14 protein-coding genes are annotated in these 15,347 nt (G+C 74.0%); 11 read left to right on the top strand and 3 right to left on the bottom strand.

Going from position 1 to position 15,347, the window contains the following annotated elements:
* The first annotated feature begins 17 nt into the window (after positions 1-17).
* The 3 genes from OG985_RS31585 (at position 18) to OG985_RS31575 (ending at position 6,936) form a co-directional block, all read left to right on the top strand.
* Positions 18-1,037, top strand: coding sequence for an AAA family ATPase (locus tag OG985_RS31585; RefSeq protein ID WP_371671744.1), 1,020 nt, complete (start codon positions 18-20; stop codon positions 1,035-1,037).
* Positions 1,027-5,736, top strand: coding sequence for an SAV_2336 N-terminal domain-related protein (locus tag OG985_RS31580; protein WP_371671743.1), 4,710 nt, complete (start codon positions 1,027-1,029; stop codon positions 5,734-5,736). Before OG985_RS31585 ends, OG985_RS31580 begins: the two co-directional genes overlap by 11 nt.
* Before the next feature lie 162 nt (positions 5,737-5,898).
* Positions 5,899-6,936 (top strand): rod shape-determining protein, encoded by a 1,038-nt coding sequence (locus tag OG985_RS31575; RefSeq protein WP_371671742.1) that lies wholly within the window; start codon positions 5,899-5,901, stop codon positions 6,934-6,936.
* A 56-nt stretch (positions 6,937-6,992) separates the two neighbouring features.
* On the opposite strand, the gene OG985_RS31570 is transcribed toward OG985_RS31575, so the two are convergent.
* Both OG985_RS31570 and OG985_RS31565 read right to left on the bottom strand, forming a co-directional pair.
* Entirely contained in the window at positions 6,993-8,012 is a 1,020-nt protein-coding gene (locus OG985_RS31570; RefSeq protein ID WP_371671741.1) for an anti-sigma factor RsbA family regulatory protein, read from the bottom strand.
* The gene (locus OG985_RS31565; protein WP_371671740.1) at positions 8,009-8,362 is read right to left on the bottom strand and encodes an STAS domain-containing protein; all 354 of its coding nucleotides are present in this window, start codon (positions 8,360-8,362) and stop codon (positions 8,009-8,011) included. Before OG985_RS31565 ends, OG985_RS31570 begins: the two co-directional genes overlap by 4 nt.
* Positions 8,363-8,479: 117 nt before the next feature.
* On the opposite strand from OG985_RS31565, the gene OG985_RS31560 reads away from it, so the two are divergent.
* The 3 genes from OG985_RS31560 (at position 8,480) to OG985_RS31550 (ending at position 9,604) form a co-directional block, all read left to right on the top strand.
* Positions 8,480-8,713, top strand: coding sequence for a hypothetical protein (locus OG985_RS31560; RefSeq protein ID WP_371671739.1), 234 nt, complete (start codon positions 8,480-8,482; stop codon positions 8,711-8,713).
* A gap of 178 nt (positions 8,714-8,891) precedes the next feature.
* On the top strand, positions 8,892-9,449 hold the full coding sequence (locus OG985_RS31555; protein ID WP_371671738.1) for a hypothetical protein: 558 nt from the start codon (positions 8,892-8,894) through the stop codon (positions 9,447-9,449).
* Entirely contained in the window at positions 9,446-9,604 is a 159-nt protein-coding gene (locus OG985_RS31550; RefSeq protein WP_371671737.1) for a hypothetical protein, read from the top strand. The genes OG985_RS31555 and OG985_RS31550 overlap by 4 nt, the downstream gene beginning before the upstream one ends.
* A 44-nt stretch (positions 9,605-9,648) precedes the next feature.
* On the opposite strand, the gene OG985_RS31545 is transcribed toward OG985_RS31550, so the two are convergent.
* On the bottom strand, positions 9,649-10,308 hold the full coding sequence (locus tag OG985_RS31545; RefSeq protein ID WP_371671736.1) for a TetR/AcrR family transcriptional regulator: 660 nt from the start codon (positions 10,306-10,308) through the stop codon (positions 9,649-9,651).
* Positions 10,309-10,462: 154 nt separating this feature from the next.
* On the opposite strand from OG985_RS31545, the gene OG985_RS31540 reads away from it, so the two are divergent.
* From OG985_RS31540 to OG985_RS31520, 5 genes are all read left to right on the top strand, one after another.
* The gene (locus OG985_RS31540) at positions 10,463-10,996 is read left to right on the top strand and encodes a GNAT family N-acetyltransferase (protein ID WP_371671735.1); all 534 of its coding nucleotides are present in this window, start codon (positions 10,463-10,465) and stop codon (positions 10,994-10,996) included.
* Positions 10,997-11,185: 189 nt separating this feature from the next.
* On the top strand, positions 11,186-11,914 hold the full coding sequence (locus OG985_RS31535) for a response regulator transcription factor (RefSeq protein WP_371674552.1): 729 nt from the start codon (positions 11,186-11,188) through the stop codon (positions 11,912-11,914).
* Positions 11,901-14,012 carry a sensor histidine kinase gene (locus tag OG985_RS31530; protein ID WP_371671734.1) on the top strand — a complete coding sequence of 704 codons (2,112 nt, stop codon included), beginning with the start codon at positions 11,901-11,903 and terminating at the stop codon, positions 14,010-14,012. Before OG985_RS31535 ends, OG985_RS31530 begins: the two co-directional genes overlap by 14 nt.
* Before the next feature lie 162 nt (positions 14,013-14,174).
* Complete coding sequence (locus tag OG985_RS31525) at positions 14,175-14,588, top strand: hypothetical protein (RefSeq protein ID WP_371671733.1); 414 nt, start codon at positions 14,175-14,177, stop codon at positions 14,586-14,588.
* Positions 14,589-14,682: 94 nt separating this feature from the next.
* Positions 14,683-15,327 (top strand): class F sortase, encoded by a 645-nt coding sequence (locus OG985_RS31520; RefSeq protein ID WP_371671732.1) that lies wholly within the window; start codon positions 14,683-14,685, stop codon positions 15,325-15,327.
* Positions 15,328-15,347 lie beyond the last annotated feature (20 nt).

Raw genomic sequence — 15,347 nt, 5'->3', positions numbered from 1 at the left:
CCACGGAGAGAAGATCCATGCCCTTGTGGCCCGTCTACACCGGCACCAGCGAGCCGCACGACGGCATCAGCCGGCTGCCCCCGCCTCCGCCCTGGCGTGCCTTCGAGGGCACCCCGGTGCTCGGCCTGCCGCAGGACGGCGACGGCGCCGCCACCTCACCCGACCGCACCCACCGCGCCGAGACGTACCGGGCCACACCGCAGACCGTCCAGCTCGTCAACGCGGCGCTCTACCTGCGCCGCCCGCTGCTGGTGACGGGCCCGCCCGGCACCGGGAAGTCCTCGCTGGTCTACGCCGTCGCCCGCGAGCTGCGCCTCGGCCCGGTGCTGCGCTGGAACGTCACCAGCCGCAGCACCCTGCACGACGGCCTCTACCAGTACGACCCGCTGTCCCGGCTGTACGCGGCACGCCAGAGCCCCGCGCGCACCGCCGACGGCACCCCCGAGACCGGCATCGAGGACCATCTGCGGCTGGGCCCCCTGGGCACCGCCCTCCTGCCCTACGCCCGTCCCCGTGCCCTGCTCATCGACGAGATCGACAAGAGCGACCTGGACCTGCCGAACGACCTCCTCAACGTCCTGGAGGAGGGCCAGTACGAGATCCCGGAGCTGGTCCGCACCGCTCGCCGCACCCCCACGGCGGAGGTGATGATCGACGGCGCCGACGAGCGGGTCCCGGTGGCCGGCGGCCGGGTCCGCTGCCGTGCCTTCCCGTTCGTCGTCCTCACCAGCAACGGCGAGCGCGAGTTCCCGCCCGCCTTCCTGCGCCGCTGTGTCACCCTGCGCCTGCGGCAGCCCGAGGACGGCCACCTCGCCGCCATCGTCCGCGCCCACTTCGACGAGGAGCCCGACGCCTACGCGCAGACCCTGATCACCCGCTTCCTGTCCCGGGTGGGCGGCGGCGACCTGGCCACCGACCAGCTCCTCAACGCGATCTACCTGGCCCGTTCCTCCGACCTCGGCACCGAGTCCCTCGACGAGCTGGCGGAACAACTGATGCCGTACCTGGGCGAGACCCCGCAGGCCGATGCCTTCTGAGCGGCCCGGCTCCCCGGAAGCCCTGATCCGCCTCGCCCAGGTCCTGGCCGAGGCGGGCTCGGGCGTCCGCCCCACCCCGCTGGAACTCGCCGAACTCCTGTGGCTGGCCCGCCACATGGAGTCCCCGGCGGCCGACCCCGCGGCGCCGCCCGCCCCGGACCCCCGCCCCGAGGACGTACGACCGCCCGAAGCCGCCGAACAGCCGCCGCCCCCGCCCGCCGACGCCCGGTCCACACCCCCGCCCGGGCAGCCGCACGACCCGCCGCCCCGGCCGCCCCGCGCCCCGCTGCACCTGCCCGCCCAGCGGCCCCCCGACGCCACGGCCCGGCCCCACACCTCCCTGCTCGCCCCCGCGCCCCCGATGCTGCGCCACCCCCTGGGGCTGCAACGTTCCCTGCGTCCGCTCAAGCGCCGCGTCGACGCACCCCAGGGCCACGAACTGGACGAACGTGCCACCGCCGACCGCATCGCCCGCCTCGGCGCCGCCCCCGAGTGGTGGCTGCCGGTCATGCGTCCCGCGCGGGAGCGCTGGCTGCGCCTCAACCTGGTGTACGACGACGGGCCCACGATGCCCGTCTGGCGCCCCCTGATCCACGAACTGCACACCGCCCTGGCCCAGTCGGGCGTCTTCCGCACGGTGACCCCGTACCGGGCCTGCCCCGACGGCACGGTCCGCGGCCAGGGCGCGCACAGCCCCGCCGACGGCCGTACCGTCACCCTCCTGGTCAGCGACTGCATGGGCCCGCAGTGGCGGGAGGGTCCCGCGGGCACCCTCTGGTACGACACCCTGCGCCGCTGGGCACGCCGGATGCCCCTGGCCGTCGTACAGCCGCTCCCCGAGCACCTGTGGCGGGACACCGCTCTGCCGACGACACCGGGCCGGCTGACGGCGCCTCACCCGGCGGCTCCGTCGGCGGCGCTCACGTTCGAGCCGTACGAGCGGGACGTCCTGGCCGAGCGGGAGGCCGGGTCCGAAGGCCGGGTCCCGCTTCCCGTGCTGGAGCCGGGGCCGCGGTGGCTGGCGAACTGGGCCGCACTGCTCGCGGCGCCCGGGGGCAGCGGCTTCCCGTCCGCCGTCGCCCTGTTGGGCCGTCCGCCCGCCGCCTCCGACGAGCGCACCGACATAGGCCGGCTGTCCGCCGAGGAACTGGTGCTCCGGTTCCGCGCGACCGCCTCCCCGGAGGCGTTCCGCCTCGCCGGGCACCTCGCGGTGGGCCGCCCCGACCTGCCGGTCATGCGTCTGGTCCACGCCGCCCTGGAGCCGGACCCGCGTCCCCGGCACCTGGCCGAGGTGATCCTCAGCGGCATGCTCACCAGCGTCCCCGGACCGGCCGGCTCCTACGCGTTCCGGCCCGGCGTACGGGACCTGCTGCTGCGCGGCCTGCCCCGCACCGCCCGCAGCCGCACCACCGAACTCCTCGACCGGGTGGGCGGGTTGATCGACACCCGGGCCGGGCGGGCCCGCGGCGAGTTCCGGGCCTCGACCCCGTCGGCGTCCGGCACGGAGACAGGGACGCCGGACGAGGCGTTCGCCACGGTTCGGCCGGAGAGCGTACAACGGCTGGGGGGTCCGTCACCGGACTCGCTGGATTCCCAGGATTCCCCGGATTCTTCGGACTCGCCGGAGTCACCGGAGTCACCGGAGTCACCGGAGTCACCGGACCGGCGTCCGGCGCTTCGTGACCGCTATCGGCTGGGGGAACAGCGCGGCGGCAGCAGTTCCCTGTGGCGGGCCGAGGACGTCGAGCGGGGGGAGCCAGTGGCGGTACGGCTCCACCTCGCGCCGAGCACCCCCGAGCGCCGCCGGGCCTTCCTCCGGGCCGCCGAGGCCCTGGCAGCCCTCGACCACCCGAACGTGGTGGCCGTCCACGACTACGGAGTCGAGGACGACACCCGGTACCTCGTCATGGAGCACCTCGACGGCATCCCCCTCAACTCTCTCGCGTCCACCGGTGGTTACCGGCTTCCGGCGCCGCTTCTGGTGTCGCTGGGCGCGCAGCTCGCGAGCGGTCTGGAGGCCATGCACGAGGCCGGCGTCCCGCACGGCGGCCTCGGCATGCCCCGCGTGATGCTGCTGCCCGACGGAACGGTCAAGCTGACCCTCTTCGACCTCGGAGACGAGCGGGCCGGGCCGGGGGACGATCTCCGGGCGCTCGGCGGGCTGCTCTTCCACCTGGCGTCGGGCGTGCCGGCCAAGTCCGGGCTGCGCGTCACCGCCGACCGGCTCATCGCCCTTCCGGCCGGCCTGCGGAACCCGTACGCGAGGATCCTCAACCGGTTGATGTCCCCGGACCCCGCCGATCAGCTCCAGCAGAACCTGCACGACCTGCGCGATCCCGGCCCCCTCTCCCTGGCCCGATCCGCCCACACCCCGCTCCGCTACACCCTCCTCGGCCCGCCCTCCGTCAGCCGGGGCACCGGCCACCCCGTCGCCACCGGCTCCCCGCAGGAACAGGCCATGCTGTGCATGCTCCTGCTGCGGCACGGCCGCACGGTGACGCGTGCGGAGCTCACCGAGGGGATCTGGGGCCGGGCGGCGGCGGCCCCGGACCGATCCGCCGGCCTCCTGGGCACCTACGCGTCCCGGCTGCGCAACGCCCTGGGCCCCGGTGTCCTGGCCGCCCTTCCCGACGGCTACGCCCTGCACACCAGCGCGGACTTCGTGGACGTACCGCACTGCCGGCAACTCGCCGAGCGGGCCGAGGCGGAGCGCGCCGCGGGGAACACCGAGGCCGCCCGCGCCCACGTGGGCGAGGCCCTCGGCCTCTGGCGCGGGCCTGCCCTCGACGGCGTCCCCGGTCCGGCCGCGGACACCGCCCGCACCCGGCTGCTCCGGCTCCGTCTCTCCCTCTGCGCCACCCGCGCCGAACTCGACCTGGAACTGCGCCGGTTCGAGCAGGCGGCGGCGGACCTGACCGGCCTGGTCCAGGAGTATCCGGACCGCGAGGACTTCCGCCGTCTGCACGCCCTCGCACGCGAGGGAGGACCGCCCGCCCCCCGGCCCGCCCCGGCCGGGCAGCTGCGCCCGGTCGTCGTCTTCGAGGCCGACGACCTCACCGGCCGTCCCGAGGCCCGGATCACCCTCGAATACGCGGTGCACCAGATCCTCGACCGGGCCGCCCTCACCCCCCGCGAGATCCACGTCCGCGACAACGGCTACGTCGTGCTCGCCGAGCCCGGCGCCTACGTCCTGCCCGTGCTGGTGGCGGTCATGCGGGGGCTCGTCGAGGCCCTGGCCGGGCTGCCGGACCCGCCGCGGTTCCGGGTGACGTTCTGGCACACGCCGCTGTTCGCCGACGACACGGAGGACCCCGCCGTACCGCCGGAGGTGCTCGCGGTGCGGGAGCGGTCGGCCGCCGACGTCGTGGTGGTCGTCTCCCCCGCCTGGTACGAGGAGTTCGCCGCCAGTTCCGCCGCCCTCGCCTCGCCGCGCTTCCAGCCGCTGCACCACGACGCGCCGGACGGCCCGCCGGTCGCCTGGTACTGCCCGCTGTCGGACTCCGGCCCGGACGCCGAGGAACGGGACCTGGTGCGGGGTCCCTACATCAGTCACGATCTCGGCGCCCTGGGCATCCCCGCACCCGGCCGCACCGCCATCGTCCACACCCAGCCCGACGGCCCGCTCACGCTGCTCAACCCCGCCCAGCCGCACGGCATCCGGCCGCCGCGGCCGACCACGTACTACGAGGTCGACCTCACCACCCACCAGGCCTTCCACAGCGTGTCCCTGCCGAGTTCCGGCAAGGGCGCCTTCGCCGCCGCGGTCGAGCTGTCCTGGCACGTGGACGATCCGGTCGCCTTCGTCCGGAGCGAGACCACCCGGGTCTCCGAGCGGCTGCTCGACCATCTGCTGGAGGCGGCCGCGCGCATCACCCGCCGCCATCCGCTGCGCCGCGCGGGCGCGGCCCAGCGGTCGGTGAACGCGGGGCTGGGCAAATGGCCGGTACCGGGCCTGTCGGTGACCTACGCGGTCCAGCTGACCACGGAGGGGGCACCGCCACCGGCGCCGCAGCGGTCGGCTCCCTCACCGCGCCCGCCGTCGGACCTCCTCGCCGACGCCGAGGCCGTGCTGCTCGGCTTCGACGGGCCCGTCACCCGCCTGTTCTCGGCCCACGCCGCACGCGAGGCCGCCCTCGACCTGCTCGCCGTCGCCGCCGAACACCGGGCCTCGAAGGACGGGCCGACGGGGCGTGAGGTGTTCGTGCACCCGCTGGAGGTGCTCCGCGCCTTCGCCCACGACGACCTCGCGCCCCTCCTGCGGGATCGCCTCGACCAACTGGAACTGACGGCCGTCCCGGACGCGCCCACGACCCACAACTCCATCGCCCTCGTCCGCACGCTGCACCACTCCGGGCGCCGGGTCGCCGTGGTCACGGACGTCTGCGAACAGGCCGTACAACGCTATCTGGAGCCCTACCGGCTCCCGCTGGACGGCATCCACGCCCGCAGCGAGAACCTGGAACTGCTGATGCCCCACCCCGACTGCCTGCTGCGCGCCCTGCGTTCGCCCGGCGTGCCGGCGCCGACGGGTGTACTGATCGGCTCCACGGTCGCCGAACTCACCGCCGCCCAGCAGCTCGGCGTGCACTTCATCGGCCTCGCCCGCAATCCCACCATCGACCAGCGCCTGCGCGAGGCCGGCTGCGAGGTCACGGTCCCCTCGCTGGCTCCGCTGCTCGAAGCCGCCCGTTCCCTTTGACCTTTACCTGAGCCTTACAAGGGATACGGCAGGCAAAGCCCCCATTCAGCGGCCCCCCGCCCGGCCCTCCTCAGCGCGCGCCCGTCTCCCCGCCCCCGCACGATTCCCAAGAGGCCCGCCGCTCGGCGGCCCCCACGGTCTGCGCACTCGGGAGGACCTGCCATGACCGCCAGTCTGGAACAGCTGCGCCGCTGCCACTTCGCCGTCGACCTGGGAGCGGCGAGGACACGGGTGTACGTGAAGGGCGCCGGGCTCGTCGTCGACCAGCCGTCGGCCGCCGCCGTGAACACCCGTACCGGCGCGCTGATCGCGGTGGGCGAGTTCGCCGAGAAGATGACCGGGCGCACGCCCCACTACATCCGCGTGGTGAGGCCCGTCTCCGGCGGCACGGTCGTCGACATCGAGATGGCGCAGCGCATGCTGCGCCACCTGCTCGGCGACAAGATCCGCCGCTCGCTGCGCCGCAAGCCCCGGCTGCGGGCGGCCGCCTGCACCCCGCACGACGCCGACCCGCTGGCCCAGCGCGCCGCGATCGAGACGCTCGTCGGACTCGGAGCGCGCCGGGTCGAGCTCGTCGACACCCTGATCGCCGCCGCCGTCGGCTGCGGACTGCCCGTCGAGCGCCCCGAGGCCACCATGATCATGGTGTGCGGGGCTGCCGCGACCCAGGTCGCCGTCCTGTCCCTCGGGTCCATCGTGACCGCCGAACGCATCCCCGTCGGCGGCGAGGCCGTCGACCACGCGATCGTGCAGCACCTGCGCCACGAACACGAACTGATGCTGCCCAGCCAGTCCGTACGGCCGCTGCAACTCGCCCTCTCCGGCAACGGGCTCACCCCGCTGGGCCCCGCCTCCACGGAGATCCACGGGCGGGACGTGGCCACCGGCCTCGCCCGTTCGGTGCGGGTCGACACCGCCGCCGTCCGCGACGCCATCGAGACCCCGCTGACCGCCGTACTCGACGGCATCGGCAGAGTGCTGCGGGACTGCCCGCCCGACCTGGTGGCCGACCTCGCCGACCGCGGGATCATGATGGTCGGCGGCAGCGCCCTGCTCCCCGGCCTCGACCAGATGCTGCGGCACGCCACCGGCATGCCGGTGCACATCGCCGAACGGCCCGACGTGTGCGCCGTGCAGGGCCTGGGCGCCATGCTGGAGGGCAGGATCGAGCCCCTGGTACTGACCCCGCTGTCCACCTGAACCGGGGCCGGCCGGCGTCCCCGCCGGCACGAGTCGGGCCCCCGCGAGTCGGGCTGTCAGCGGGCGAACCAGCACCTCACGGTGGTGCCGTCCTCGTCCGTGTGCACGCGCACCAGGTCGGTCACCAGGTTGACCAGGAGCAGCCCGCGGCCGCCCCGCTGGTCACGGGCGGGGGGCCGGCGCCCGGCGAGCAGATCGGCGAGCCGCCCCTTGTCGCGCACCTCGCACAGCACGTACCCGTCCTCGGCCCACACCCGCAGCGTGCCCGAACCGCCGCCGTGCACCACGCTGTTGGTGGTCAGCTCCGCGGTGACCAGCGTCAGGTCCTGCAGCCGGGTGCCCGCGAGCCCGAGCCGGGCGCCCTCGTCGGTGGCGATGTGCCGGGCCCGCGAGAGCGACTCCGCGTCGTACGACAACGACAGCGCGTCCGTCACGGGCGGCAGCGGCTCGTTGTAGCGGGCGACGACGTCCGCGGGGTCGTACGCGGTGCTGTCCTGCTCCAGCCCGGAGGAGAGGACCAGGGTGGGATGGGTGGCGTGGGCGTCGGCGATCACGCGGGGGTCGAGGCGCCGGGTGTCGTAGGGGCACAGGATGCTGACCGTGCGGCCCCGGAAGGCCGCGTTGATCAGGGCCTCGTGCTGGACGCAGGCCGGGTACTCGGTCTCCGTCCGGCCGGCCCAGATCGGCTCGCCGATGATCCGCGCCCGGCGGCCGGCCGGCTGGGCGTCGGCGAAGGCGCGCAGCACCCCGGGGATGATCCGGCCCGGGTTGCGCCCGGCCTCCCGCATGTCCAGCCACCGCACGCCGTCGGCGGCGTCGCCCAGCTCGTCCTGGATGAGCCGGAGGTTCTCCCCGGGCACCGCCACCGCCACGGGGTCGCCGGCCGCCAGGCCGGCCCGGACGAAGGAGACGGTCCCGGCGACGTACTCCCGCTCGTCCTCGTAGAACAGGGCGGGATGGAGGAAGGGGTCGGCGGAGTCGCTCGGCTCGACAGGGTCGCTCGGCAGGTCGGAGCCGCCCGGGACGCCGGGCTCGGAGGAGTCGAAGGCCTCGAAGGGGTGCGCCGCGGCACTCATGACATCGACACCTCGATCGCCGCCAGTTCGGGCCAGAACATCTCCAGTACCCGTTGCAGGGTGGCCGGAGGCCGGTTCAGCACGATACGCCGACCGTCCTCGAGCCGCTGAGCGGCGGCCGCGAGCGCACCGGCGCCCGCGACATCGACGAAAGTCACGGCAGACAACTCCAAGTGGTACACGTCTTCGTCCTCGCGCACGGCCCGCTCCAGCGCGCGCTCCCAGATCACCTGTGTCGCGAGGCCGACCTCTCCGGCCACCCGCAGACCGCTCCGCCCGGTGAGCGGCGACACGCTCAGTGCCGGGGTCACAGCGACGGCCCCGGACAGGGCCTGATACCGGTTACCCACTCCGTCTCCCCACTCCCCCTGCCCGAGCCCGGCAGTTCACACCCGTCTCCACGGTTTTTCCTCATTCCCCGGAACATGTGTACTACGCCGGACGCCGGGCAGGCGACTCGCGCAGTCATGCGGATCGACCGCACCGCCCCGCTGCCGCAGCCGTCCGCCGCCTCCGCGGGGTGCCCGGAGAACGCCGAACACCTGGACGTGCCGCGGGACGAGCTCGGGCAGTTACGCCACGCGCTGTGGTCCTTCCTGTGGTCGCGAGTCGGCCCGGTGGTGCGCGCGGCCGAGGTACGGCGGAGCCGAGGTGCGGCAGCGCCGAGGTGTGGCGCGGCCGAGGTGTGGCGGGGCCGATAAGGGTGACTCGGTCGGTGCCAGCCATCCGACGGCCGAAGCCGCGGGTCCACCACCGCCACCGACGGGCGCCCCGAGCTCGCAGAAGGCGCCGACGGCAGCCGACGGTGGATGACGGCGCACGGTCGAGGGCCGCCGCTCGACGTCGTCCGGCCGCCCGTCACGACGAGGGGATCATCCGATGCAGGACCGCCCGGAAGACCAGCCGGACACGGAGGACACCCGTACCGATCTGCTGGGCATCTACCTCAACGACCACCTCGCCGGCGCCACGGCGGGCGTCGAGCGAGTCCGGTACGTGGCCGAGGCCGAGCCGGATCCGGCCCTCGCGGCGGTCGTGGGGCGACTCGCCGAGGAGATCGCCGAGGACCGGGCGAGCCTCCTGGAGATCATGCGCCGGCTCGACATCCCCGTACGCCGGTACAAGGTCGTCGCGGGCAGCCTGGCCGAGAAGGCGGGCCGCCTGAAGAGCAACGGCCGTCTGGTACGCCGCTCGCCGCTCACCCCGCTGGTGGAGCTGGAGGTGCTGCGCACCGGCGTGACCGGCAAGGCCGCCTGCTGGGAGACCCTGCGCCGCCTGACCGACCACGAGGAACGCCTCGACGCCGGACAGCTGGACCGCCTGCTCGAACGGGCCCACGACCAGCTGGGCAGGCTGGAGGAGCTGCACCGGTACCAGACCACGAAGACGTTCGGACCGACCGCCGGCCGACGCCTTCAGGAGGAGGCAGCACGATGAGCGACCACACCCCGTCCCAGGCCGAGGGCGAGCCCGACGAACCCGATACCCGAAACCGCACCGACCACCCCGCCCCACCCCACCCCACCCCGTCCCAGGCGGAGGGCGACCGCGACGACACGGACGCCGACTCGCAGGACAGCGAGCAGAAGTAGGCGGCAGCGCTTTTTCGAAAGCCGGACGAGGGCCAACGGTCCGCTCAGGCGTCGGCGGTGGTCGGCGGCGTCGCGGCCGGGACCGCCGTCGATGCGACCTCGTCGACCACCGCGCTCGCCCGCTTCTCCGGCACCCCGGCGGCGATGAGCGTGGCGACCGCGGCCCGGCTTCCGTCGTCCTCGACCAGCGCCCCGGTGTTGACCTCCTCCAGCAGGGCGACCGTCATGGCCTCCAGGCCGGCACTCAGCACCGCGGGCGGCAGATGCGAGTGGAAGACGCCGTCGCGCTGCCCTCGCTCCAGGATGGCCGTGGCCCGCTCGCGGGCCGGCGCCAGAACCTCCGCGACGCGTTCGGCGCCGAGATCCCGCCGGGCCAGTGCGAGGAGCATCCGGTAGCGGTCCCCCACGGGCCACAGGGAGAACACGAAGTGCGCGAGCGCCCGCTCGGCGGGCTCCGTCGTCGTCCCGGCCGCGACCGTGCCCCGGATGGTGTCCGCGGCCTCCTCGGCGAGGGCCTCCAGAAGTGCCGCGCGCCCGGGAAAGTGCCCGAAGAGCGTGCGTCGTACGACCCCGGCGGCCCGTGCCAGCTCCTCCAGGGTGACGTCGGGGTTCCGGCCCAGTTCCTGGCGGGCCGTGGCCAGGATGCGCGCCCGGTTGGACCGCGAATTGCGTCGCATCGGCTCGCGGGCCACGGGCTTGGTCACGGAGCACCTCGAAGGGTCAGTACGGGAAACGGCGGAGGGCACGTCCATTTTGACACGGGGGCACGTCTCCCGATCCGGTCCGCCGCCCGTGCGAGCGCCCGGCCCGCGGGCGCCGATTAGGGGTGAGGCCCTCACCTTGGGCAGGATGGGCGCCATGACCGAGATCCGCACGCCCCGCCTCCTGCTCCGCCGCTGGGACGACGACGACCTCGTGCCGATGGCGGACATCACCGCGGACGAGCAGGTCATGCGCTGGATCGACGACGGTTCGGTCCGCGACCTGGAGCAGACCGCCGAGGCCATCGAACGGTGGGAGGAGGAGTGGGACGAGGAGGGCTTCGGTCTCTTCGCCGTCGAGCTGTTGGGCTCCGGCGAACTGGCCGGCTGCGTGGGCCTGTCCGTGCCCGAGTTCCTGCCGGAGGTGCTGCCCGCCGTGGCGATCAGCTGGCAGCTCGGCTCACAGTTCTGGGGCCAGGGGTACGGGTCCGAAGCCGCCCAGGCCACGCTGGAGTTCGCCCTCCAGGACCGCGGTCTCGATCGCGTCATCAGCATCAGCCGGCCGGGCGACGACGCCTCCGAGAACGTCATCCGCAAGCTCGGCATGACGCTGGACCACGACACGACCCACCCGGTGTACGGCTTCCCGCTGCACATCCACCACATCGACCTCACCGAGTTCCAGGCCTGACCCGACCGGGCCGGGGCGTCGGACCGCCCCCTTCGCGCACCCTTCGACCAGCCCCCGTCCGTCCCGCCCGCTCCACGCGGACCCCCGCGGTCCTCCGCCGTACTCGCGTCGAACTTCCGCCGCCGAAAGGCCAGTTACCGCGCCTCCGAACACACGCTCGTTACGATCCTCCGTGTGTACGCAAACATCATGGTCGCCGAAGACGACGCGAAGCAGGCCGAACTGGTGCGCCGCTATCTGGAGCACGAGGGGCACACGGTCACGGTCGTCGAGGACGGACGCGCGGCACTCGACGAGGTGCGGCGCAGCGAGCCCGACCTGCTCGTCCTCGATGTGATGATGCCCCGGGCCGACGGCCTCGACGTGGTGCGGATCCTGCGCGCCGAGCGCCGGGAGATGCCGGTGCTGATGCTGACGGCCCGCAGTACCGAGGACGATCTGCTGCTCGGTCTGGACCTCGGCGCGGACGACTACATGACCAAGCCGTTCAGCCCACGTGAGCTGGTGGCCCGGGTGCGTACCCTGCTGCGCCGCAACCGGCGTGCCGCCGGGCCCGTCCCGGTCCCGCCTCCCGCCGCCGTGGAGGACGAGGCGTTGACGGTGGGCACGCTCAGGGTCGATCCGGCCCGGCACGAGGTGTCGGTCGAGGGGACTCCGGTCGAGTGCACGCCCGGCGAGTTCCGTATCCTCGCCGCGATGGCGGCGGAACCCGACCGGGTCTTCACCAGACAGCGGCTCCTGGAGGAGCTGCACGGCTTCGACAAGTACATCAGCCGCCGCACCGTGGACGTGCACGTCATGCATCTGCGCAAGAAGATCGAACGGGCCCCGCGGCGCCCGGACCGGCTCCTCACCGTCTTCGGCGTCGGGTACAAACTGACGGACCCCACGAGGAACGTACGGCATGCGTCGTCGTGACCGGGGGGTACGGCTGCCGCTGCGCCGGAGCCTGCTCGGCCGGCTGCTGACCGTGTCGGCGCTGGTGGCCTCCTGCTCGGTCGCCGCCACCGCCTGGCTCGCCGTACAGACGACCTCCGGCGCGATCCGCCAGGAGCAGGGTCAGAACCTCAGCGCCGACGCCAAGATCTACAACACCCTGCTGGGGTACGCGGCCACCCATCCCGGCTGGGAGGGCGCCGACGCCACCGTGCGGAAGCTGGCCCGCCAGTCCCAGCGCCGGATCGTGCTGACCACCCAGGACCGGCGGCCGCTCTTCGACTCTTCCGGCGCCGGCTCCGCGGCCGCCTCGTCCGTCGCGCCGCTGCCCCCGCAGGCCTCGGCGGTCGTCGACCCGCTCTCCGTCGATCCCGTGCTGGTGCCTGAGGCCGCCGCCGGCACGGACCGCGTCGATCCGCGCGCCGTCGGGCCGTTCCTGCTGCCCGCGACCGAACGGGCCCAGCTGCGGCGGATCACCACCGAGGGCATGGCCTGCCTGAGCAAGGTGGGCATCGCCGCGGACGTCGTCGAGAGCCCGAGCGGACGGCCCCGTATCCAGTTCGTGAGCAACGACAACGACCGCCTCATGGAACTGAAGTGCCTGGCTGTCGAACCGCCGGCAGCCACCCCGACCGAGCGGAAGGCGCTGCGTGCCCTCGACCGACTGGCCGACGCCTGCCTGAAACGCCAGGGCCGCGCGGGCGTGCACCTGAACCTGGACCTGTCCTGGGACCGCGGCTACGCGCAGGACGCGGCGGACTCCGGGACCGGATACGACCTGGCCGAGGAGAAGTCGGGCCTCGCGAGGACCGCCGCGCAGAAGGCGGCCGAGCAGAAGGCGGCCGCGGCGCGCAAGGCCCCCGAGCGTGTGACCGCGCCCCGCGACAGCGCGTACGACCGGGCCGTCGCCTCCTGTGTCGGCAGCGCCCGCCGCGAACAGCTCACCTCCTATGTCGCCGCGCCCGCGCTGCTGTTCATCGACGACCCGGGTGCCGTCAGCGTGCCGGGTTTCGACCTCTCGCCGGGCAACACCGCGCGCATCGCCGGCGTCACGGCTCTCGTCCTCGCCCTCACCGTCGGCGCGTCGATGATCGCCGGGGCCCGGCTGGTACGTCCGTTGCACGCGCTCACCGGCGCCGCCCAGCGGATGCGGGACGGTCTGGGCCCGGTGCCCGTGCCGGTCGGCCCGGACAACGAGATCGGGCGGCTCGCGGCGGCCTTCAACGACATGGCCGTGCACCGCGCCCGGCTCGAGGAGCAGCGCAAGGTGATGGTCAGCGACGTCGCCCACGAACTGCGGACCCCGCTGAGCAACATCCGTGGCTGGCTGGAGGCGGCGCAGGACGGTCTGGCCGAGCCGGACCCGGTGTTCGTCTCCTCGCTCCTGGAGGAGGCCGTGCAGCTTCAGCACATCATCGACGACCTCCAGGACCTGGGGGCGGCCGACGCGGGGGCGTTGCGCCTGCACCTGGAGCCCGTACGCGTCGACGACCTGCTGGGCCAGGTCGTCGCGGCGCACCAGGCGCTGGCGGAGACCGCGGGCGTCACGCTGTCGGTCGCCGCGGCGCCACCCGGCACGCCCGCGCCGCCCCTGCTCGACGCCGACCCGGTGCGGCTGCGCCAGGCCGTCAGCAACCTGGTCTCCAACGCGGTACGTCACACGTCCTCCGGCGGCCGGGTGACACTGCGCTCGTACGTCTCCGGTCCCGGTCCCACGGACACCGAAGCCCCGGGGACCGCCGGGGCTGCCGGGACCGCCCCAGCCGCCGGCACCGCCGCGGAGACGGTCGCCGTGGAAGTGGCCGACACCGGCAGCGGTATCCCGGCCGACGACGTTCCCCATGTGTTCGACCGCTTCTGGCGGGCGGAGAAGTCCCGCAACCGGAGCACCGGCGGCAGCGGCCTCGGTCTGGCGATCGTCCTGAAGCTCGCCGAGGCCCACGGCGGGACGGCGAGCGTGACGAGCGTCGAGGGCCGGGGCTCGGTCTTCACCCTCCACCTGCCGGCCTCGCCGGGCGACACCACGGCCGGCGGACCGGGCGGCGGTACGGCCCGGGAGCCCGGCGACGACACGACGTAGAGGTACGGCCGCGGACCGCTCCACCGCTTCCGGCCACCATGCGACGACCATGGCTTTCTGACAGCTTCCTCACAAGCTGTCTCCAGTCTTGCCCCATGCCCGGAACCTGGTGCGGCTAGGCATCCAGGTACCACCAAGGCCGGGCCGGAACTGGAGCGATACATGTCCCGCCATCTCACCCTGCGTCTCGCCGTGCTGACCGCCGTCGCGGCCGGCGCGCTGCTCGTGCCGGCCACCGCCGCCGTCGCCGACGACCCGAGCGCCGCGCCGTCCGCGTCCGCGACCGACAAGCCGACCGCCTCGCAGAAGGCCGCCGCCGACCGGAAGCGGGCCGAGGCCGCCAAGAGGGCCTCGGCCTCGAAGAGCCTGTCGCCCGAGGAGCTCAAGAAGCTCGAGGCCATCAAGGCGGGATCGGGCAAGGACGACACCCCGCGCGGCGGCGTCGCCGCGGGCGAGGCCCCGGCGGACGACAGCGACGTCGCCCCCCTCGTCGGTTCGGCCACCGGCGCACTGCTGCTCGCCGGCGCCGGCACCTTCGTACTGCGCCGCCGAGCGGCCGGGCGCCGTAACGGCTGACCCGCCGCCACACCTTCGACCCGCACATCAGTGGCGTCGCCCCTCACCGGGCGACGCCACCGCGTCTTCACCCGGTCCTGCCCTGGAGCCCGCCTTGTCCCCTGCACCCCGTCCGGTACGGCGCTACGGCACCCCGCCGGCCCTCGCCCGCCTCGCGCTCGTCGTCCCGTTGACCCTCGCCGTACTCACCGGCTGCTCGTCCACGGCACCCGCCCCGGCCGGCCACGACGCGGCCGACCCCGCTCCCGCCGCCGCCAGGGGCACCGCCTCCCCCGAAGCTCCGCGGGCCGGGCGGGTCGCGGCCCCCGCCAGGGTCGCCGTCCCGTCGATCGGGGTGAGCAGCTCGCTGATGGAACTCGGCCTCAACGCGGACAGGACCGTCGAGGTCCCGCCGGCCGAGAAGGGGATGACCGCCGGCTGGTACACCGGAGGTGCGGTGCCCGGTCAGGCCGGTGCCGCCGTCATCATCGGCCACAACGACACCCGCTTCGGCAAGGCCGTGTTCCACGACCTGAAGAAGATCGACAAGGGCGCGGACATCACCGTCACCGACGACCGGGGGAAGGCCTCGCACTTCACCGTCACAGCCACCGAGAGCGTCAGCAAGAACTCCTTCCCCACCGAGAAGGTCTACGGCCCGACCGAGGACCACGCGCTCCGACTGATCACCTGCGACGGCGACTTCGACGCCCAGGGCCACCCGGTGAACAACCTCATCGTCTACGCCACGTTGAACTGACCCGCTTGTTCGACCGTGAG

It is taken from the genome of Streptomyces sp. NBC_00289 (assembly GCF_041435115.1).
Lineage (GTDB): Bacteria > Actinomycetota > Actinomycetes > Streptomycetales > Streptomycetaceae > Streptomyces.
Note: the sequence above shows the minus strand (reverse complement) of the source record. Positions and strands in the feature narration are given on the sequence as shown.

Excerpts from the sequence above, each read along its gene's own strand:
- OG985_RS31580 (WP_371671743.1), top strand. The coding sequence starts at position 1,027 with ATGCCTTCTGAGCGGCCCGGCTCCCCGGAAGCCCTGATCCGCCTCGCC.
- OG985_RS31570 (WP_371671741.1), bottom strand. The coding sequence starts at position 8,012 with ATGAGTGCCGCGGCGCACCCCTTCGAGGCCTTCGACTCCTCCGAGCCC.
- OG985_RS31585 (WP_371671744.1), top strand. The coding sequence starts at position 18 with ATGCCCTTGTGGCCCGTCTACACCGGCACCAGCGAGCCGCACGACGGC.
- OG985_RS31535 (WP_371674552.1), top strand. The coding sequence starts at position 11,186 with ATGGTCGCCGAAGACGACGCGAAGCAGGCCGAACTGGTGCGCCGCTAT.
- OG985_RS31525 (WP_371671733.1), top strand. The coding sequence starts at position 14,175 with ATGTCCCGCCATCTCACCCTGCGTCTCGCCGTGCTGACCGCCGTCGCG.
- OG985_RS31560 (WP_371671739.1), top strand. The coding sequence starts at position 8,480 with ATGCGGATCGACCGCACCGCCCCGCTGCCGCAGCCGTCCGCCGCCTCC.
- OG985_RS31530 (WP_371671734.1), top strand. The coding sequence starts at position 11,901 with ATGCGTCGTCGTGACCGGGGGGTACGGCTGCCGCTGCGCCGGAGCCTG.
- OG985_RS31555 (WP_371671738.1), top strand. The coding sequence starts at position 8,892 with ATGCAGGACCGCCCGGAAGACCAGCCGGACACGGAGGACACCCGTACC.
- OG985_RS31550 (WP_371671737.1), top strand. The coding sequence starts at position 9,446 with ATGAGCGACCACACCCCGTCCCAGGCCGAGGGCGAGCCCGACGAACCC.
- OG985_RS31575 (WP_371671742.1), top strand. The coding sequence starts at position 5,899 with ATGACCGCCAGTCTGGAACAGCTGCGCCGCTGCCACTTCGCCGTCGAC.
- OG985_RS31540 (WP_371671735.1), top strand. The coding sequence starts at position 10,463 with ATGACCGAGATCCGCACGCCCCGCCTCCTGCTCCGCCGCTGGGACGAC.